The organism is Rhizobacter sp. P2_G4 (assembly GCF_056403575.1).
The window spans coordinates 339,707-359,265 of sequence record NZ_JBFUFG010000001.1; the positions used below are offsets into that span (position 1 = coordinate 339,707).

19 protein-coding genes are annotated in these 19,559 nt (G+C 65.7%); 7 read left to right on the top strand and 12 right to left on the bottom strand.

Going from position 1 to position 19,559, the window contains the following annotated elements; genetic code table 11:
• Positions 1-12: 12 nt before the first annotated feature.
• From AC1DYS_RS01700 to AC1DYS_RS01715, 4 genes are all read right to left on the bottom strand, one after another.
• Positions 13-369 (bottom strand): translation initiation factor Sui1, encoded by a 357-nt coding sequence (locus AC1DYS_RS01700; protein WP_477895422.1) that lies wholly within the window; start codon positions 367-369, stop codon positions 13-15.
• 18 nt (positions 370-387) lie between these two features.
• Positions 388-1,011, bottom strand: coding sequence for a rhomboid family intramembrane serine protease (locus AC1DYS_RS01705; protein ID WP_477895423.1), 624 nt, complete (start codon positions 1,009-1,011; stop codon positions 388-390).
• Between the two features lie 28 nt (positions 1,012-1,039).
• Positions 1,040-2,164, bottom strand: a complete 1,125-nt coding sequence (locus tag AC1DYS_RS01710; protein WP_477895425.1) for a 3-deoxy-7-phosphoheptulonate synthase — start codon at positions 2,162-2,164, stop codon at positions 1,040-1,042.
• 115 nt (positions 2,165-2,279) lie between these two features.
• Positions 2,280-4,499, bottom strand: a complete 2,220-nt coding sequence (locus AC1DYS_RS01715) for a bifunctional diguanylate cyclase/phosphodiesterase (protein ID WP_477895427.1) — start codon at positions 4,497-4,499, stop codon at positions 2,280-2,282.
• 106 nt (positions 4,500-4,605) lie between these two features.
• On the opposite strand from AC1DYS_RS01715, the gene AC1DYS_RS01720 reads away from it, so the two are divergent.
• Together AC1DYS_RS01720 and AC1DYS_RS01725 are read left to right on the top strand one after the other, a co-directional pair.
• Positions 4,606-5,079, top strand: a complete 474-nt coding sequence (locus AC1DYS_RS01720; RefSeq protein ID WP_477895429.1) for a CYTH domain-containing protein — start codon at positions 4,606-4,608, stop codon at positions 5,077-5,079.
• 65 nt (positions 5,080-5,144) lie between these two features.
• Positions 5,145-5,531, top strand: coding sequence for a VOC family protein (locus AC1DYS_RS01725; RefSeq protein ID WP_477895431.1), 387 nt, complete (start codon positions 5,145-5,147; stop codon positions 5,529-5,531).
• Between the two features lie 46 nt (positions 5,532-5,577).
• Here AC1DYS_RS01725 and AC1DYS_RS01730 read toward each other — a convergent pair whose 3' ends face one another.
• From AC1DYS_RS01730 to AC1DYS_RS01760, 7 genes are all read right to left on the bottom strand, one after another.
• A complete protein-coding gene (locus AC1DYS_RS01730; protein ID WP_477895433.1) occupies positions 5,578-8,292 on the bottom strand; it encodes a sensor histidine kinase in 2,715 nt (904 codons plus the stop codon).
• Positions 8,293-8,865: 573 nt separating this feature from the next.
• Complete coding sequence (locus tag AC1DYS_RS01735; RefSeq protein ID WP_477895435.1) at positions 8,866-9,603, bottom strand: SDR family oxidoreductase; 738 nt, start codon at positions 9,601-9,603, stop codon at positions 8,866-8,868.
• 45 nt (positions 9,604-9,648) lie between these two features.
• Positions 9,649-10,047 carry a DUF1330 domain-containing protein gene (locus AC1DYS_RS01740; protein WP_477895437.1) on the bottom strand — a complete coding sequence of 133 codons (399 nt, stop codon included), beginning with the start codon at positions 10,045-10,047 and terminating at the stop codon, positions 9,649-9,651.
• Positions 10,048-10,072: 25 nt separating this feature from the next.
• Entirely contained in the window at positions 10,073-10,786 is a 714-nt protein-coding gene (locus AC1DYS_RS01745; RefSeq protein WP_477895439.1) for a putative quinol monooxygenase, read from the bottom strand.
• A gap of 109 nt (positions 10,787-10,895) precedes the next feature.
• Positions 10,896-13,046, bottom strand: coding sequence for a xanthine dehydrogenase family protein molybdopterin-binding subunit (locus AC1DYS_RS01750; RefSeq protein ID WP_477897237.1), 2,151 nt, complete (start codon positions 13,044-13,046; stop codon positions 10,896-10,898).
• Positions 13,047-13,161: 115 nt separating this feature from the next.
• Positions 13,162-13,620: a (2Fe-2S)-binding protein gene (locus tag AC1DYS_RS01755; RefSeq protein ID WP_477895441.1), complete on the bottom strand. Its 459-nt coding sequence runs from the start codon at positions 13,618-13,620 to the stop codon at positions 13,162-13,164.
• A gap of 40 nt (positions 13,621-13,660) precedes the next feature.
• Positions 13,661-14,263: an Isoquinoline 1-oxidoreductase subunit gene (locus AC1DYS_RS01760; protein ID WP_477895443.1), complete on the bottom strand. Its 603-nt coding sequence runs from the start codon at positions 14,261-14,263 to the stop codon at positions 13,661-13,663.
• 174 nt (positions 14,264-14,437) lie between these two features.
• Between AC1DYS_RS01760 and AC1DYS_RS01765 the strand changes: the two genes are divergently transcribed.
• Positions 14,438-15,346, top strand: a complete 909-nt coding sequence (locus tag AC1DYS_RS01765) for an AraC family transcriptional regulator (protein WP_477895445.1) — start codon at positions 14,438-14,440, stop codon at positions 15,344-15,346.
• A 21-nt stretch (positions 15,347-15,367) separates the two neighbouring features.
• Here AC1DYS_RS01765 and AC1DYS_RS01770 read toward each other — a convergent pair whose 3' ends face one another.
• On the bottom strand, positions 15,368-16,285 hold the full coding sequence (locus tag AC1DYS_RS01770) for a LysR family transcriptional regulator (protein WP_477895447.1): 918 nt from the start codon (positions 16,283-16,285) through the stop codon (positions 15,368-15,370).
• A 233-nt stretch (positions 16,286-16,518) separates the two neighbouring features.
• On the opposite strand from AC1DYS_RS01770, the gene AC1DYS_RS01775 reads away from it, so the two are divergent.
• From AC1DYS_RS01775 to AC1DYS_RS01790, 4 genes are read left to right on the top strand one after another with little or no spacing between them, the layout of a single operon-like run.
• Positions 16,519-16,815 carry a YciI family protein gene (locus tag AC1DYS_RS01775; RefSeq protein ID WP_477895449.1) on the top strand — a complete coding sequence of 99 codons (297 nt, stop codon included), beginning with the start codon at positions 16,519-16,521 and terminating at the stop codon, positions 16,813-16,815.
• A gap of 16 nt (positions 16,816-16,831) precedes the next feature.
• On the top strand, positions 16,832-17,752 hold the full coding sequence (locus tag AC1DYS_RS01780) for an alpha/beta hydrolase (RefSeq protein WP_477895451.1): 921 nt from the start codon (positions 16,832-16,834) through the stop codon (positions 17,750-17,752).
• Between the two features lie 44 nt (positions 17,753-17,796).
• Entirely contained in the window at positions 17,797-18,492 is a 696-nt protein-coding gene (locus tag AC1DYS_RS01785) for a type 1 glutamine amidotransferase domain-containing protein (RefSeq protein WP_477895453.1), read from the top strand.
• 29 nt (positions 18,493-18,521) lie between these two features.
• Positions 18,522-19,553: an amidohydrolase family protein gene (locus AC1DYS_RS01790; RefSeq protein WP_477895455.1), complete on the top strand. Its 1,032-nt coding sequence runs from the start codon at positions 18,522-18,524 to the stop codon at positions 19,551-19,553.
• Positions 19,554-19,559 lie beyond the last annotated feature (6 nt).

Sequence of the window (19,559 nt, forward strand, 5' to 3'; positions counted from 1 at the left end):
AGCGTAAACGCTTCAGCCGCCGGTTCTCACCACGACACGGCCGCTGGCCTTGAGCTGCTCCATCACACGCTCGACGTGGTCGCCCTGCAGCTCGATCACCCCGTCTTTCACGGTGCCGCCGGTGCCGCACAGCGTGCGCAGCTGCTTGCCCAGCTCGGCCAGCGCAGCGGCGTCGAGGCCCAGGCCACGCACCAGTGTCACGGCCTTGCCGCCGCGGCCCTTGGTCTCGCGGCTGACGCGCACCTTGCCGTCGCCAGCCGATGCCGATGGCTGCTTGCAGGTGCACGCCGCCACCGGCTGCCGGCAGTTCGGGCACATGCGGCCGCTGTCGGTGGAGTAGACGAGCCCGCCGCTGCCTGCTTTGCGCATCCGAAGCTCCAGCGGATGTCAACCGAACACGATGCGAACCGCGTTCGCCAGCGTTTCGGGGTCCGCCAAGGCCACGAAGGCGATGCCTGCCAGTGCGCCCGACAGATGCGCATCGTGGTTGACGCGCCCACGCGCCTGCCGCGACGCGTAGTACGTGTAGGCCAGGTAGCCCACCGCGAAGAGCGGCGCCGGGATGGGGATCGGGATCGGCAGGATGTAGAGCGACGCCTTCGGGTGGTAGACGATGGAGGCGAACAGCACCGCCAGGATGGCGCCTGAGGCACCCAGCGTGCGGTACTCCGGGTCGTTGCGGTGCGCGAAGTAGGTGCCCAGGTCGCTTGCCAACAGCCCGAAGGCGTAGAGCGCCACGAAGGCCTGGGTGCCGATCGTGCGCTCGAGCGAGAACGCGAACGCCCAGAAGGTGAACGCATTGAAGAGCAAATGCGGCAGGTCGGCATGCAGGAAGCCGCTGGTCACGAGAGTGAGGTACTCGCGGCGCGGCAGCAGCCAGTGCGGCCGGAACAGGTTGCGCTCGATCATTGGCGGTGACACGAACAGCCCGACGAGGCTTGCGATCACCATCGCCGCGAGCAGCAGCGTTGCCGCCGGGTTGGCGTTGATGTGGCCTGAAATCTCTTGCATGAGGTGAGCTCTTTCTGTGGTGCCCGGCTCAGCGGGTGCCGCGGTTGCGGCGCTCGCGCACGGCGGTGGCCAGGGTTTGCAACACCGGCACCGTCTGCGAGAAACCGATGCAGGCGTCGGTGATGGACACACCGCGTTTCAGCGGCACGCCCGGTGCCTGGTCCTGCCGACCTTCTTCGAGGTGGCTTTCGATCATCACGCCGGTGATGCGCTGCTCGCCAGCGGCGATCTGCGCGGCCACGTCGTTTGCCACGACCACTTGCCGCTGGTGCTGCTTGCTGCTGTTGCCGTGCGAGACGTCGATCATCACCTGCTCGCGCAGGCCGGCGGCGCGCAAGGCGTCGCAGCTTGCGGCCACATGGGCCGCGCTGTAGTTGGGCTCCTTGCCGCCGCGCAGGATCACGTGGCAGTCGTCGTTGCCACGCGTCTCGAAGATCGCGGCCACGCCCATCTTGGTCATGCCCATGAAGGCATGCGGGGCGCGTGCGGCCAGCACCGCATCGGCCGCCACCTTGATGCTGCCGTCGGTGCCGTTCTTGAAGCCAACCGGGCAGCTCAGGCCCGAGGCGAGCTGGCGGTGGCTCTGGCTCTCGGTGGTGCGCGCGCCGATGGCGCCCCAGGCAATCAGGTCGGCGATGTACTGCGGGCTCAGCAGGTCGAGGAATTCGGTACCCGTCGGCAGGCCCAGCGTCGTCAGCTCCAGCAGCAGGCGGCGCGCGCGCTCCAGCCCTTCGTTGATCGCGAAGCTGCCGTCCAGGTGCGGGTCGTTGATGTAGCCCTTCCAGCCGACGGTGGTGCGCGGCTTCTCGAAGTAGGCCCGCATCACGATCAGCAGGTCGGCGCCCAGGGCATCGGCCTGCGCCTTCAGCAAGTGGGCGTATTCGATCGCCTGGTCGTGGTCGTGGATCGAGCAGGGGCCGACGACGACGATCAACCGGTCATCGCGGCCATGCAGCACGTTGGCGATGGCGACGCGGCTGTTCTCCACCAGCGCCAGCGTGTTGTCGCCGACCGGCACGCGCTCCTGCAGCAGCGCCGGCGTGATCAGCGGGCGGACGGCGCCGATGCGCGTGTCGTCGATGCGGGTGGTGTCGAGCGTGCTGTCGCGTGCGCCGACTTCGCGGTCGTGGAGAGGGTCGTCCAAGGTGGGCATGGTGGCTTCGCCTGCGGGAGGCATGCTGGGTGCGGTGGGGCGATTGTCCGCTGGCGGGAGTTGGTCGCCGTTGCCTCGACGTCAAGGCCGTCGGAGGCATGACCCCGGTGCACAGTCAGTCGACGTAGATCCCGCCCTTGCCGGTGCGCTTGCCGGTCAACATCGTGCGGTCCGCACGCTGCAGAAGCTCCTCTGCGCTGGAGCGGTCTGCGTCGTACGAGATCGCCACGCCGAACGTTGCTCCGATCTTCGCGACTTCGCCGTTGGGCAGCACGATGGGCTCGGCGAGCGCCTCGACAACGCGCTCCAAGCCACGGTGCCAGTCATCGGAGGGCACGAATTGCAGGACCAGCACGAACTCGTCGCCCCCCAGACGCGCCGCCGTGTCCGATGGGCGGATGTTGGCTTGAAGCCTGCGCGCTATCTCCACCAGCAATGCATCACCAGCGTCGTGGCCGAGCGTGTCGTTGACGGCCTTGAAGCCGTCCAGGTCGAGGTAGCAAACCGCCACCAGGAAGCCTTCTCGTTTTGAAATGCTCAGTGCCCGTCCGAGGCGATCGGCGAGAAGCAGACGATTCGGCAGCCCGGTCAGGGCATCGTGAAACGCAACATGCGCCATCTGCTCGTGAGCGTTCTTCATGGCCGTGATGTCGACGGCCATCAGCAAGGTCTCCGTGTCGCTCAGCCGCGTGGCGCTCAGGTCGATCCACAGCACCTCGCCATGCTTGTGCCGCATGCGGACATGGGTGCGGTACTGCTTTCCTGCGCCGATGACGGGGTAGAGCTCCTCGCCGATCTGGCGAAACACGTCTTCGTTCTCATAGAGAGCGAGCGTCGACGTGCCCTCCAGCTCGCCGGGGCCGTATCCCAGGATCCGTTCGAACGCCCTGTTTCTCCATTTGATGACGCGCTTCTCGACCTTCGCCATGCCGACGAGATCGCTTTCGAGCACGGCTGCCTGCTCGCGAACGAGCTGTCGAGCCTCCGTCACATCGCGCCCGGACCCGAACACAAAGAGCTGACCGTCGATTTCGGCCACGCGCATGTTGAGCTCGACATCGAAGACGCTGCCGTCATCACGACGGTGCTGAACGTCGACCCGCTGCTTGTCGCCGTCCTTCACCTTGGAGAGCCAGGCGCCAACCTTTGCTTCGTTCTGATTGGCGTCCCAGGTCGAGATGTGGCGCCCCAGCAAACGGGCGCGAGAAGAGCGCAGCATTTCGGCAAAGGAGTCACTCAACTCGACCAGCATTCCTGCGCGGTTGACGATGTGTATTCCGTCGCCTGCGATTCGCAGCAGCGCCTGGACGCGGCGTGTCTGCCCAACGAGTGCCTGCATGGCGGCACCTTCTCTCAAGCTCGCCGTGTAGACGGCAATGGATGCGGCTGCAACGAGTGCCCAGGCCAGGGCCGCCAGGAGGGAAACCGTCCACGCCTGGGCCGCCCATGGCTTGAAGAACCGGTCGCGGGAGATGCCGGCAAACACGGTGTAAGGCCAGCCCTCGATTTTTCGATAGGCAGTGATGCGCTCGACGCCGTCCACGGCCACCGTCGAAGCAAACGTTCCATTCGATGGTTGGTTCAAGACGGCAGCTTTGAGCTGCTCTGAAACCGTCGTCGATCCGACTTGCCCCTGCACGGAACTGCCGGGCGCGCGGCGTGCGATCAGCTCCAGCTGGCTGTTGCGCAAGGTGACTGCGTCCTGATCGGTCAGGTCATAGCGTTCGAACAGTTCGTAGAAGTGAGATGCAGCAACGCTGACGTAAAGAATGCCTTTGAACTGGCCATCGACGCGAAGTGGCCGAATGAAGACGACGACCCAGTTGCCCGAGACCCGTGAACGAAGCGGGCCCGTCACAAGCGTGTCGTCAGACGTGTGAAGCAGCGCCTGCTTGAAATATTCGCGGTCTGAAACGCTTGGGGGTGCACCCGGCGGAAGATCGTTTCCCCAGCGCACGCGGCCCGTGTCATCAGAGAAACGCAGCGCTTCCACGCCACTGAGCAGTTTGAGATTCGAGGTCAGAATGCCTTGCACGGGCGCTCTGTCAGTTGGCTGATTGCTCAGAACCCGTGTCAGCTCCGAACCTGTGGCGCGGATGACCGCATCGATCTGGCCAAGGTCGCTCGCAATGCTGACTTGCGCAATCGCGACCATCCCTTCTGCCAGGTCATTCGCCTGTTGTGTGTACGAGGCCTTCGACGCAGAGAGAACCGAGTAGACGAGGAACGCGAGTAGCAACCCGACGCCCGCGTTCGACAGAACAAGTATCACGACGCTGCGTTGACGCCGACGCGCCGCATGGTCCGCGAGCTTCTGGGGATCTGACAACGGCATATTGTTGGAGTCCTTTTCGCCGACCCGGTTTGGCGAATACTTTGCTTGTACGTTGACTCCCCTGTCTCGCTTTGAACCAAGGCGCTGGAGCGCTCTGAAAGACATCATGCCACCCAAGTATTCATACGCCGAGATCGAACGTCGGTGGCTTGTCGAAACAATCGACGGTCTTCACCTATCTGCTGTGCGGGCGCGGACGATCGAAGACAAATACCTCACTGCTGGTCGTCTGAGGCTCCGCAAAATTTGCGAGCAGCGCTGTCCACCCGTCTTCAAGCTCGGCAAGAAGTACGAGCGAATCGGATCGGAGCCCGAATCGGTCGTGAACATCTATCTGTCGGAAGCCGAGTACCAATCTCTCTCGGTGCTTCCCGGCAGAACCGCAACCAAAGTGAGGTACTCGGTTGAAGGTGGGGCGCTTGATGTGTACGAAGCACGGAACCATGCGCTGGTCATCTTCGAGATGGAGTTCATTAGCCGTGAGGCCGCGGCGAAGTACATCGCCCCACCGTTCGTGGGCAGAGAGGTCACCGCAGCTGAGAAATACACTGGGTTTGCGCTCAGCGAAGAGGCGGCCTAGTTCCGCCAATCGTCGGGCGTCGCAAAAGCAATGCCGTTCAACTTGATCGCACTCGGGAGGCTCAGATGAAGAGAGTCACAGGCATCGGAGGAATCTTCTTCAACGCGAACGACCCGGTCGCATTGCGGGCTTGGTACAAGCAGCACCTGGGCATCGACGTGCAGGCGTGGGGCGGCACCGCATTCAGCTGGACCGACGCGGCGGGCAACCCGACCCAGGGAACGACCGTGTGGTCCATCGGCGCCGCAGACGGCGCGGGCTTCGCGCCAAGCAAGTCGACCTTCATGGTGAACTACCGCGTCGAAGACTTGGCCGCTGTCCTTCAGGCGCTACGGGACGAAGGATGCAAGGTCCTCGAGAAGATGGACGACTCCGAGTACGGCAAGTTCGGCTGGGTGATGGACCCCGAGGGCAACAAGGTGGAGCTTTGGCAGCCGCCGCCTGGACAGTAGGGCGAGGTCTCAGAACCAGGTGCAGGAGCGACATGCACCCAGCGGCCTACTCGCTGATTGAAGCGGCCTCTATGCGCAACACGATCCGGGTGCCGGCACCCGGCGTGCTCTGAACGCCGAGGCTGCCGCCGAGCAGGCGGGCGCGTTCCTCCATCCCGAGAAGACCAAAGCCGGGTCGGTGGGCCGACGGATCGAAGCCTTGGCCGTCGTCACTGACCGCCAGCACCCACGCTTCGCCTTCGCGCGTCAAGCTCACCTTCGCGCTGCGAGCTCCGGCATGCCTGCGTACGTTCGTCAACGATTCCTGGGCGATGCGGAACACCATCGTGGCGGTCTGCGGCGGCAGCTGATGCGCGTCGGGGTCGACATGCACGGTGCATGGCAGCTGGGTGTTGTTCGTGAACTCAGCCGCCAGCCATTCGAGGGCTGCTTGCAGGCCACCGTCGAGCGCGGGCGGCCGCAGCTGCGACACAAGCCCGCGCACGGTGCCCACCAGGCGGTCCACGCGGCCGAGCAGTGTCTCTAGCTGCGCAGTCTCGACGGGCTTATTCGAGTTGGCGCGCACCTTGGCGATGGAGACCTCCATCCGCAGCGCCGCGAGTTGCTGGCCCATCTCATCGTGCAACTCGCGGGAGACACGCAAGCGCTCGTCTTCCAGCGCCTGTGCGTTGTGCTCTCCGAGCCGGCGCAGCGCCACCTCCGAAGAGGCCAAGGCCGCTGTGCGTTCAGCCACGGCGGCCTCGAGTGTCCGCTGCCGCGCGCGGTCACGGCGCCGAAGCCAACGGATGGACAACCACCACAGGATCAACAGGGCCGCTGCATAGGCGCCGCGGGCTTCCGCAGAATTCCACCATGGGGGCCGGACCTCGAAGTTCATGCGCAGCACCGGGCCAACACCTTCCACGGCCGAGAGACCGGCCGTGCGCAGTTCCAGCACGTGTGCACCCGGGTCCGCGGCGCCGAGGTCGATCACAGAACTCTGCGCCGTGTGCCATGGCGCATCGGCCCCAAGGCGGTATTCGATGTGCAGCGAACGCGCACGGGAGAAACCGGCCGTTCCCACCGTGACGCGAAGAAAGCGGTCCTGCCAGGCCACGGGTTCTGCCGGTGGTGTGCGGAACGTGCGGTTGCCGAACGCCATCTCGTCCAGCCGCAAGGCGGGCAAGGGCGCTGCGTGCGCGCCGGGCAACAGATGAGTAAGGCCGGCGGTGGTGGCAATCCACACGCCGCCGTCGCCGTCGGCCAGGAAGCCCGAGGTCAGGTCGTTCCACACCAGCCCCGTGCGGCGATCCAGCCGTGACCAGGTGCTGTCGGTGGCACGGATGAAGATGCCCTGATCGGTGCTCATCCACAAACGTCCGTCAGGGCCTGCCCGCATCCCTGACGCCGCCGCCCCTCCGAAGGCGGACTTGGGCAGGAACAGCAGTTGGCGCGCGCCGCTTGCGTCTGGCATGTAGGCGCCGAGCCCATCCGATCCACTGGCCCACAGCGTGCCCTCCGCAACCGTGGCCACCAGCGAATCGATCAACTGCCCCTGGACGTCTCGAACCTTCGCCCACCCGTCCTGCCGCCGATCCCATAGATCGCGGCCGGTGCGAATGAAGCGCTCCTGCTTTCCGTCCAGCACGATCCGGCTGTCTGAGCGCGGATCGAACTGGCCGTCCGCCACCGGCATACGGCGCAGCCCCGAATTCGTCGCGTCGAGCCGCTCCAGGCCCTTGTTGCCGCTCGCATAGACCCGGCCGTCCCCCTGGGAGACAACATACAGGTCGGATTTGGGCGCCATGGTGCGAGGTTCGACGCCGCCGGCTTTCACGCTCAGCAGGCGGCCACCCTGCACCCACCAAAGGTCGCCAGCTCCGTCCACTGCGAGGCCATGCACAGGCTCCGCTGTGCGCGCGAGCAGTGCATTTCTGCGGAACTTGCGGGCCGAAGCGTCGAACCATGCCATCCCTTTGCCCGTGGCTGCCCAGAGCCGGCCGCTTCCGTCGCGTGCCAGGTCGAGCACCGCCGGTGCCGGCAAACCAGAGGCTTCGGTCCAGTGCTCCACCTGGCCGTAGCCGATCCAGCGGTGGGCGCCACGCCCGGACGCGCCCAACCACAGCGAACCTTCCGCGTCGAACATCAGCACACTGACCGGCGTCTCGGGCAGCCCCTCTGTACCCGTCCACTCGAGCCAGCGTTCACCGTTCCAGCGTGCGATGCCGTGGTCCGTGGCCGTCAGGATTGCGCCCTGCGCATCCTCGATGGTGGCGTCGGTGTCGTACACGGCACGCCGCATGGGCGCTGCCACCGTTTTAAAGGCCGTGGCGTCCGGTGCCAAGCGTGCGAGATGCCCGCTGCTGCGCGCCCAAAGGCTGCCATCGCGTGACACCAGCAGGTTGCCCCAGATGTCCTCTGGCAAGCCCTGGGCCGGGCCCCAGTGTTGAATCTTGCCATCCCGCCATTCGCACAGCCTGTCGCCGCAACAGAACCAGAGCGCCTCTGCGCGCCGCTTGATCGGCAGCAACTGGTTGGAAAGGGAGTGCGGTGCCGGCACATCCACGCGCTGCACGACGAGCGAGCTGCCGAGCGCGCCGCCGGCAGCGGCGGTCCAGATCACGTTGTCTTCATCGAGCGCGTACACCGCGCCGTGACCGTCAATCTCGAACTGCTGGTTCGACATGACATGCAGATGCTTGCCATTCGGCTTGAGTACCTCTGTCCAGCGCAGACCGCCCGGCTCGGCCTGGCGAATGAACACACCGCCCTCGGCCAGCACCCACAGCCGCCCTTGTGAATCGACGCGGCCGCCGTAGAGATAACCTCCGGCCTCGCTGGGCAGCGGCTCGGCGTGCATGCGGAAGCCGTCGAAGCGGAACAGGCCGTTTTCGGTGCAGATCCACAGCAGCGCTTGTGCGTCCTGAACCAGGCAATGCGGCGTCAGGTTGGTGAGCCCCTCCGCTTCCTGATACGACTCGAGCACGATGCGCTCGGCATGCGCGCACAGCGCAGCCAGCCCCAACAGCGCGGCCACACAGGCAGTTCGCCACCGCTTGATCGACCAGACCATGTCGCAGCGCAAAACGCAGCGGCTACCAGCGCACGGCAACCGCGTGCCACTGCATGAAAATGTCTTTCGTGTGGCTCGTGAGTGAGCGCTGGCGGAACGAAATCACTGGATATCCTCGCTTGCGGGTTGCTACCGACCTGTGACGGGCGGCCTGATCCAGCGGATCGCCGCGCCGATTCTGCCCCGGCTGTGGGGGCGAGCAGCCTGGCGCGCACCGTCATCTCCGCGGAGGAATTGGAGATCGACGCATTCTCGTGAGGGCTTCCGGTGAGGCGTGCCTCGTTAGCGGGTGTTCATCCGATCGAACAAGGCTTCGCCGAGCTTGCGCGTGTTCGCCGCCATGCCCACCATGATCTCGACCTGATCACTTTCCAGCTGGGCAAGCGCCTCGGTCGCAAAGTCCTCTGGCGACATCATCTGCTGGCGGGCCGTTCCTTCGCTGCGGGTGCCGCTTCCCAACCCGGTGTCGACGATCGGGGGCGCCAGCTCCACCACCCGGACGCTCGTCGCCCTCAACTGATGACGCAGGCTCAGCGTGAAGGAATGGATCGCGGCCTTGGTAGCGCAATAGACCGGCACGTCGGCCATCGGCGAGAACGCGAGCCCTGAACTCACGTTGACGATCACGGCCTGCGGCTGTTGCCTCAGCAAGGGCAGCACGTCACCGATCAGGTGAATGGGCGCCGTGAAGTTGATCGACACCTCCTGATCCAGGTCCTGCAGCGCCGTGGCATCGGCGAAGCTGCGGCGGTATTGAACGCCGGCATTGTTGATGACGACGTTCAGGCCGGGATGAGCCGTCTTGAGCCAAGCAAGCAGGGCGCGGCGGCTTGTCGGATCAGCGACGTCGCAGACGCGCGTGAGCAACGCCGGTGCCTGTGCCTTCGCTGTCTCCAGGGACTCTTCGCTTCGTCCGCAGATGATGACGCGATTGCCTCTGTCCGACAGTTGGCGCGCCAGCGCGAAGCCAATGCCGCTCGCTCCGCCGGTGATGAGGACGGTGTTGCCTGTCAAATTCATGGTCGAACAACCTTTCGAGGTGCGGGTGGGTGATCGGCGAGGCCGTCAGTTGGGCTCGAGTCGCAGCCCTTCCACGATGAAGACCCGAGACTTGGCGGACTGATGGCGGATGGGCCGGATGGCGCGGTAGGCAGGAGAGTCGTACCAGGCCTGCGCCTGCTCGAAGCTCGGGAAGGCGATCATCACGATGCGCTTGGTCTCCTCACCTTCAAGGGCTTTGGCTTGTCCGCCACGCACCACGTAGCGGCCGCCGAAGGGCGTGAAGGTCGATTCGACGGCGGCACTGTAGGGGCGGATGCCTTCAGGGTCCGTGACTTCGAACTCCGAGATGTAGAAGGCAGGCGGCGGCTTGGTGGACGACGCTTGCGCGCGGGCCTGGAGCGGAAGCAGCGCAGCTGCCGCGGCGAAGGCGCCAACGGCTGCAATACGCGCAGTTCTCTTCATGTTCTCGTGAGTCGCTGGTGTGGAGTCAACGCTGCCGCAGGCCGAGAAACACCGGCCGCGCTTCGGATAACTTTCGCGCCCGGATCATGGGCTGGGTGACCTGCACGTACTTCTTGAAGTGCGGCGATTCCAGATGCTGGCGATATGCCGCGTCGTCGGCATAGATCTCGAGGAATCGCAGGCGGCTCCGTTGGTCTGCCAACGCCACCGCGTAGATGGTGAGCACACCCGGCTCCGAGCGGATCGATTCGTCGATTTCCTCCGAGACGGCGGCCTCGTATGCAGACAACTGAGCCGGGTCGATCTCGAGCTCTGCGATGCGCACCAGCGGTGACGCGGTCAAGCGCGCCTTGGCGCCGAGCTTGATGGCCGCGGCGTCGTGCAGCCGGCGGCCTGTCACCATCGTTTCGGTTGTGGTGCGAAAGTCCTGGAAGTGAGTTTGTCGCACGTGAGCCTGATAGGCCTCGGCATCGTCGTACATCTCGAACACATGGACCCGCGCGGGGTGGTCGGCTTCAGAGACTGCGTGGTAAGCCACGACGCCGGGCTCCGTGCGAAGGACCGCGTCCTTGAGCGCACTGGCCGCAACCTTGAAGCTTTCCAGCTTCGCAGGGTCGACATCCAGCTCGGCCCAGCGAATGAGCGGACGCGTGGAGGTCTGCGCGAGAACAGGCGAGGCGGTGCGCAACCCCAGCGCGGCAGCCCCCATGCCGGCCAGGAACTCTCGGGTGGTCATCATCATTCACTCCTGCATCGATTCTGGTCTGCAGGACCCACAGCGCGAAGGCGAATGCTGCTGAATGCTTGCCTGATTCGCCTGAACGCAGGCGATCCGTACGCCCGGAGCTTCAGGCCTGAATCAGACCTGCCCGCGCGAACGGCAGCCGCCGCACCCGCGGCCCGCCCAGCCGCGCCACCGCATTGGCCACCGCCGGCGCGAGCGGCGGCAGGCCGGGCTCTCCGACACCGGTGGGCTCCGCCTTGCTGTCCACGATGTAGACCTCGATCTTCGGCATCTCGTGGATGCGCAGGGCGCGGTAGGTGTCGAAGTTGCGATTCACCGCGCGGCCGGCCTTGATCTCGACCTCGCTGTAGTACAGCGCCGACAGGCCGTAGCCGATGCCGCCTTCTATCTGCGCGCGGATCACGTCGGGGTTGACGGCGATGCCGCAGTCGACGGCGCAGACCACGCGCTCGACCTTGACCTTGCCGTTCTTCATCGACACGTCGGCCACCTGGGCGACGAACGTTTCGAACGAGTGGTGCATCGCGATGCCCTGGGCGATGCCTGCCTTCGCCGGCCGGCCCCAGACCGCCTTCTGCGCAGCCAGCTTCAGCACGCCGGCGGCGCGCTCGCTGTTCTTCAGCAAGCCGAGCCGGAACGCGAGCGGGTCCTGGCCGGCTGCGGCGGCCAGCTCGTCCATCAGCGTCTCCATCACGTAGGCCGTGTGCGTGTTGCCGACCGAGCGCCACCACAGCGGCTTGACCGGCAGGCTCGGCGAGTGCAGTTCGCCGGCCATCATCGGCAACGCGTACGGCGACTGAAACACGCCTTCGATGGAGTTGGGGTCGATGCCCTCTTTCATCATCGACTCCATCGGCGTGCCGGCGATGATCGATTGGCCGACGATGGTGTGCTTCCACTCCGAGATGCCGCCCTTGGCATCCAGCCCTACCTTGACCGCATGAACCATCATCGGCCGGTAGAAGCCGGCCCCGGTGTCGTCTTCGCGCGAGAACTGCACCCGCACCGGCACCGGCCGGCCGATCGCCTTGGCGACGTTGACCGCGGCGACGGTGAAGTCGGCCGAGCCGTTGGCACGTCGGCCGAAGCTGCCGCCCGAGTACACACTGTGCAGCTTGACCTTCTCCATCGGCAGGCCCGCCACCTTGGCGGCCAACATCTGGTCCAGGGTCGGGAACTGGTGGCCACCCCAGGTCTCGAGCATGCCGTCGTGCAGCCATGCCACGCAGTTCATCGGTTCCATGGTCGCGTGGGCGAGGAACGGGAACTCGTAGACCGCCTCGATCGTCTTCACAGTCGGCGTGGACGTCGGCGCGCCAGCGGCCGGCTTGGTGAAAGGCGCACCCGGCTGCTTCGCCTGCTCGCGGTACGCGGCGAGCGTCTTCTCGCTGTCGAACTGGCCGCTCGTGGCTTCGTCCCACTGCAGCTTCAGCGCCTTGCGGGCCTGAAGCGCGGCCCAGGTGCCCGTGGCAACGACGGCCACGCCCTCGGGCACCTGCACGACGTCGGTCACGCCCTTCACCTGCTTCGCCGCCGCAGCATCGAACGACACCAGCGTGGCACCGAAGCTCGGCGGGAAGGCGATCACCGCACTCAACAGGCCGGGCAGCTTGACGTCGATGGTGTAGACGGCGCTGCCGTTGCACTTCGACGGCGAGTCGATGCGCGGCGTCGAGCCGTTCTTGCCGATGACGGTGAAATCCTTATCGGCCTTGAGGATCGGCTTGTCCGGCACGGCCTGCCGGCTGGCCGCTTCGGCCATCTCGCCGAAGTTGGCGCGTTTGCCAGAGGCGTGGCTGAGCACGCCCTTGGAGACCTTCACCTCCGTGGGGGGCACCTTCCACGCATCGGCCGCGGCGGCCACGAGCATCGCGCGCGCGGCCGCACCGGCGCTGCGGTACTGCAGGTACGAGTTGGCGATGGCCGTCGAGCCGCCGGTCCCCTGCATGGGCCCGAACTTCAGGTTGTTGTAGCGCGTGGCGTCGGCTGGTGCGGCTTCGCTACGCATCTGCGCCCAGTCGGCATCGAGCTCCTCGGCCACGAGCGAGGTGAGACCTGTCATGTTGCCCTGCCCCATTTCATGGTGCTTGCAGACGACAGTGACGAGGTTGTCGGTGCCGATGCGCACGAACGGGTTGGGTGCCAGCGGCCCGGTGGCAGCACCTTCGGCGGCCAGCCCGGCGGCGAAGGCTTCGCCAGCCGCCAGGCCGCCGAAGCCCAGAACCAGGCCGGAACCGGCGAGCGCCTGCAGCATGAATCGACGGCTTACCGCCGGCGGCTGCTCGACGGTGGACAGCCCGAGCTCGCGAGCCAGACGGTCGCGCGCCTCGGGGTCGAGGGCATTTTTCATCAGCGCATGCATGGCGGCCTCAGGCGAGTTGCTTGGCCGCGGCGTGGATGGCGGCGCGGATGCGGTGGTAGGTTGCGCAGCGGCAGATGTTGCCGGCCATCGCATGGTCGATGTCGCTGTCACTCGGCTTGGGTTTCTTCTCCAGCAGCGCCGCGGCCGACATAATCTGGCCCGACTGGCAGTAGCCGCACTGCACCACGTCGAGTTCGACCCAGGCCTTCTGCACCGCTCGTGCGGCACGCGAGGAGACGCCCTCGATCGTCACCACCTTGCGCCCCGCGACAGCGGAGACCGGCGCCGAGCAGGAGCGAAGCGTCTCGCCGTCGACATGCACCGTGCACGCGCCGCACTGGGCGATGCCGCAGCCGTACTTGGTGCCGGTGAGGCCGAGGTCTTCGCGGATGACCCACAGCAGCGGGGTGGCAGGGTCGACATCGACCTCGCGGTTCTGGCCGTTGACGTTGAGCGTGACAGGCATGCGGTGCTCCAAGAGGGTGGGTCTGATGGGGTGCCGGGGCTTAGCGCGGGCAGGCAGCGCCGCTCTCGATCCAGGCGGCGATCAGGGCGCCGAACTGCGCCTGCGTGCCGGGCGCGGGTTCGCGCGTTCCACCCGGCTGCCACGCCCAGCCGACGAGCGAGTCGCTGGCCATGTGTTCATGGATCTGAGGCAGCGACTTGCCGCCGTTGCGGCGCGGGTCCTTGATCTGGCTGCAGATCTGGGCCAGCGAGCGTTGCTGCCAGGCCATGCTCTTGGGCGCCACGTGCCACAGCGGATGGCCGGGCAACCCGGAGGGCTCGAAGTTGGCGCTCTGGTGGCAGGTGGTACATCGCATGCCGATGGCGCCCTTGTCGTCGGCGCCGCGCACCACTAGGGGGCTGTGCGGGTGCATGTCGGCCCCTTGCGTCGGGCGCTCGCTGGCCGGGTGGCAGTTGAGGCAGCGCGGGCTCTGGATCACCTTGCCAGCTTCGACGAAGAGGGCACGCGAACGCTCGGTCTTGTCGGCGATCGCGGAGAAGCTGTCCGGTGCCCGAAGGTCGGCCGCAAATGCAGCGCACGAGCCGCAAGCGACAGCCGCGAGCAGCATGGCCCGGAAGAGGCGGGAGCGGATCGTTGGGTTCATCGATTTCCTTCTGCGGCGTCACGGCAATGCGCATGGGCGCTTTGCTGCGTTCTGCATCGATTCTGGTCGTGGGACCGGCGTTGCGGTAGACGAATACTCCTGAATGCTTGCCTGATCCTGCTGCAGGCAATTTGATCAGCCAGGATCGCGCTGCCGGTCCCTATGATTCGACGAATGCATACCGAATTCGAACGCGTGCGGACTCACATTGCGTCGCGGATCGCCGAGTGGACGGCTGACCAAGAGCTGTGCGAAACCGCGATCCCCGGCCTGAGCCTGTACCGGCACGCGGAGGTCGGCGGGCCTGTCAGCTGCATGGTGGGGTCTGCCATCGCGCTGCCGGTTCAAGGTGCCAAGCGAGCTCAGTTCGGATCGGAGTCCTACGCCTACGACAGTCAACGCTTCCTGATCACCCTGCTCGACCTGCCGGTGGTCTTGCAGGTGGCAGAGGCCTCGCCTGATTCACCGTATCTGAGTGTCGTGCTGAAGCTCGACGCGCGGGTGATTGGCGAGCTGATGATGGAGAGCAAGTTGCACCCCCCCGACCGGCAGCCAGTCAGCGACCGCGGCATGGTGCTCGGGGAGACGACCTTGGCGCTTCTCGAGGCCTTTGACAGGCTCGTCGGACTGCTTGACGAGCCCGACATGATTCCGGTGCTGGCGCCGCTGTTGCAGCGGGAGATCTTCTACAGGGTGCTGCGCAGCGACGGCGGCAGGTACCTGTGGCAGATGGCTTCCATCGGCAGTCAGAACCAGCGCATCGGCCGCGCGATCGAGTGGCTGAAGTCCAACTTTCACGAGCCACTTCGCATCGAGGAACTCGCCAGCCGCGTGGAGATGAGTCCATCCAGGTTTCATCACCACTTTCGGCAATTCACGTCGATGAGTCCGCTTCAGTTCCAGAAGTGGCTGCGGCTGACGGAGGCCCGACGCTTGATGGTCACCGGCGGCCTGGACGCTGCGACCGCCGCCTATCAAGTGGGGTATGGAAATCCTTCCCAGTTCACGCGCGAGTACGCACGCCAGTTCGGGACGCCACCACGTCGCGATGTCGAGAGCCTGATGCGGCAGGCCACCGCCTGATTGCACCCCACCCAGCTTTGGCTACGGCTCCACCACCTCGGGCAGTTCAGCAACCAAAGCGTCGATCGCCAACCGCAGGCGCAGCGGCATGTGCTGGGTAGCGGGCCACAGCGCATGGCACTCGACGAAGGCGCTCGGATGCTTGCCGAGCAGCGGGATCAGTGCGCCCGCCTGCAACCGGTCCTTGATGAGCCAGTGCGGCAACCAGGCGAGCCCCATGCCGGCCGTTGCAGCGTCTGCCACCACCTCGAGATCGTCGAGCCGAAGCCGCGAACTCAACGTGACTTCGACCAGCTTGCCTTCCGCATTCGGCACGAGCCAAGGCTGCACGTAATCCGCACGCCAGTACAGCAAGGCGTCGTGCGCCGCGAGCGAGGCGATGTCTTCGGGACGGCCGCGCGCCGCGAGATACGCCGGTGAGGCACATAGCACCTTCTTCTGGCTGGTCAGTCTGCGCGCGCGAAATTGCCCGGTGGCCGATCCCATGGCGCCATTGCGAATGGCGAGGTCGATGCGCTCCGCAATGATGTCCACGGGACGGTCGCTGAAACACAGTTCGAGTTCGAGCTTCGGATGCTCCCGCGCGAACGCCAGCAGGATCGGCGCAACGCAATAGCGGCCGAAAAGCACCGGCATCGAAACCCGCAGCCGGCCGTTGACCTCGCTCCGCCCAGATTCGAGCAAGGCCTCGGCCGAGCGCAGCTCCTCGATGGCACGGGTGCAGCGCTCGTAATAGACGTGACCGTCTTCGGTCAGGCTCTGCACGCGCGTGGTCCGGTGGAACAGCCGCACCCCAAGCCGTGCCTCGATCCGGGCAATTGTTTTTGCGACCGCTGATCGCGACAACGACAAGCGCTCGGCAGCCCGCGCGAAGCCACCGGCTTCCACCGTCGCGACGAACACCGCCACACCATCCAGTCGATCTTGCATGCGGGTCATTGTCGCGTTTCAAGCGACAGAGTTGTGAGAAACGTTCGCCACTGGCGACCTGCAGTCAACCGTAGCATCGCGCTTTTCCAGGTCGACCTGCAGAAACCGCAGGAGAAGCCGCATTGATATCCATCGTCTTCGGTGCGCCCACCTACAGCGGCTGAACGCGTGGCCGACACCGTGCGCCGGCCTTCAACCCGCCTGATCTTTCTTACCCCAAGACCTCCACCAAGAGACCCACCATGAAACTGCTTTGCCTCGACATTCCCCAACCCGGCGCCAGCCTGGAGAAGTACCAACCCCACATGCTGGACGAAGTGCGCCACACCTGGCAGCTCTACACAGGCGGCGTCGTGCGGGACATCTACTTCCGCCAGGACCGCCCGGGCGTCGCCATCATTGCCGAGTGCGACTCGGTTGAAGCCGCCAAGAAAATTCTGCGCGAGTTCCCGCTGGCCAAGGCCGGGCTCATCGATTGGGACGTCATCCCGCTGGGCCCCTTCCACTGGGAAGCACTCTTCGCACCCGGCAACGCTTGATAGCAAGCGCATCGCCATGATCAAGGTCGTTTCATTCACCAACAAGGCGGTCGAGCTTGCGGGGCATCTTCATGTTCCGGACGACTTCCGCGAAGACAAGAAGTACCCCGCCCTCGTCGGAGTTCACCCGATGGGAGGCGTGAAAGAACAGACCATCGGCCTCTACGCCAAGCGGCTCGCCGCGCAGGGGTTCGTGGTCGTGGTGTACGACTCGTCCCATCAGGGCGAAAGCGGTGGCGAACCTCGCCTCCTGGAGGACCCCACGACCCGCGTCGAAGACGCGCGCTGCGCAGCTGACTTTCTCGCCACGCTCCCGTACGTCGACGTCGAGCGCATGGGCGTTTTCGGCATCTGTGCCGGCGGTGGATACGCACTCGCCGTGGCCCAGACCGAGCGCCGCTTCAAGGCCGTGGCCGGGGTCAGCGCCACGCCGATGGGCGAGGCAGCCCGGAGCGCGTTTGGTGTTCCGATTCCAAACGCCGAGCTGATCAAGACCTTGGAAGCGGCCGCCCGTCAGCGCACGGCGGAAGCACGGGGAGAAAAGACCGTCGATCTCCCGACGGTTCCCGAGCGCCTGGAAGATATCAACGAAAACACGCCGACCATGATGCGTGAAGGGTACGACTACTACCACACGCCCCGTGGTCAGCACCCCAACGCACCGGGCCTGTTCCCGCTGACCAGCATGGACAGGATGCTGGCCTTTTCGGTCTACCCCCTGATTCCGGATCTGCTGACGCAACCCTTGCTCCTCATCGCAGGGAGCATCGCCGACACCAAGATCTTCAGCGACCAGGCGTACGCGCTTTCCAACGGGCCCAAAGAGCTATTCGTCATCGAAGGCGCCACGCACATCGCGCTGTACGACCAGCCTCACTACGTGGACCAGGCCGTTGCCAAGCTCACGTCCTTCTTCGTCAGCAACCTCGCGTCTTGAGCAGCACACACGCGCACCTTCGCTTCAACAGAGAACCCCCAACCATGACCAAGCAAGCGTCTGACATCAAGCCCATTCTTTTCGTCGTCACCAGCAACGCGGTGAAGGGCGCGACGGGCATTCCCACTGGCTACAACCTGGCTGAAGTCACTCACCCGCTGGAGAAGTTGCAGTCAGCGGGCCTCCGCGTGGAGTTCGCCTCTCCGCAAGGCGGCGATGCGCCGCTGGATGGCCTGGAGGACATGAAAGACGTGGTCGTTGCCCGCTACTGGGCCAATGCCGAGTTCCGCCACGCCATCTCTCACACGCTGCGTCTGGATGACGTGGACCCGGCGCGCTACTCGGCCATCTTCTTTGCCGGTGGCCACGGCACGATGTGGGACTTCCCCGACAGCGCGGCCGCACAGAAGGCCATCCGCGAGATCGATGCGGCGGGCGGCATCGTCTCGGCGGTGTGCCACGGCCCTGCCGCCTTGGTCAACGCGCGCCGTGCCGACGGCAGCCTGCTGGTGGCCGGCAAGAAGGTGGCCGCCTTTACCGATGGCGAGGAAGAGGAAGTGCAGTCCACCCACGTGGTGCCCTTCCTGCTCGCGTCCACGCTCAACGAACGCGGCGCACACCACCAGAACGCTGCCAACTGGGCCGACAACGTCGTCGTCGATGGGCGACTCATCACCGGCCAGAACCCGCAGTCCGCCGCGAGCCTGGGCGAAGCGCTGCGCGACGCGTTGCTGGCGTGACGTGCCGCTGAGATGAAAGAGAGCACCGCGTGAAACTGATCTGCGTCGAAGAGCACGTGCTCGACCCCGCCATCGGCGCGGCCACGCAAGGCCTCGTGCTCGCCGAGGCGCCGTATCTGCCCGACTGGGGCAGCCGCGTGGTCGACGGCCGGCACGTGGCCGATCGGAGCCGCCCGCACGTCATCGCGCCCAGCGAGTCCGCCCGCAAAGCGCTGGACATGGGCAAGGCGCGCCTCGCCGACATGGACTCAGCAGGCGTCGGCATGCAGGTGCTCTCCTACGGCGGGTTTCCCCAGCTGCTGCCTGCCGAGCAGTCGATCGCCCTGTGCCGCACCGCCAACGAAAAGCTGGCCCTCGCGGCACAGACCCGCCCCACGCGCTTCGCAGGGTTCGCCACGCTGCCATGGCAGGCGCCCGAGGCTGCCGCACGCGAGCTGGAGCGGGCAGTGAAGGCGTTGGGCCTGAAGGGCGCGCTCATCAATGGCCGTCCCGGCGAAGGCTTTCTGGATGACCCGCGGTACGCGCCCATCCTCGCCGCCTTCGACGAGTTGAACGTGCCGCTGTACGTCCACCCCGGGCTGCCGCTGCCCGCCGTGCAAGCGCCGTACTACGGCGGCTTCGAGCGTGAGCTCGGCGCGCGCTTGGCCATGTTTGCCTGGGGCTGGCACAACGAAGCGGGCATCCAGGTCGTGCGCATGCTGTTGGCAGGCGTGTTCGACCGCTACCCCAGGCTGCAGGTCATCAGCGGCCATTGGGGCGAGATGGTGCCGTTCTTCCTGCAAAGGCTGGAGGACTCCATCCCGCAGGAGGCCTCGGGCCTCAAGCGCCCCATCGTGCAGACCTACCGCGAGCACGTGCTCGTGTCGCCCAGCGGCATGCTGACCTTGCCGCACTTCCAGTTCATCCACACGCTGATGGGGGCGGAGCGCATCCTGTACTCCATCGACTACCCGTACCAGAGTCTGGACGGCGCGCGTGCCTTCATCGAGCGCCTGCCGGTCAGTGACGCAGACAAGGCCCTCATCGCCCACGGCAACGCCGAGCGGCTCCTCGGCTTGTGAGCTGAC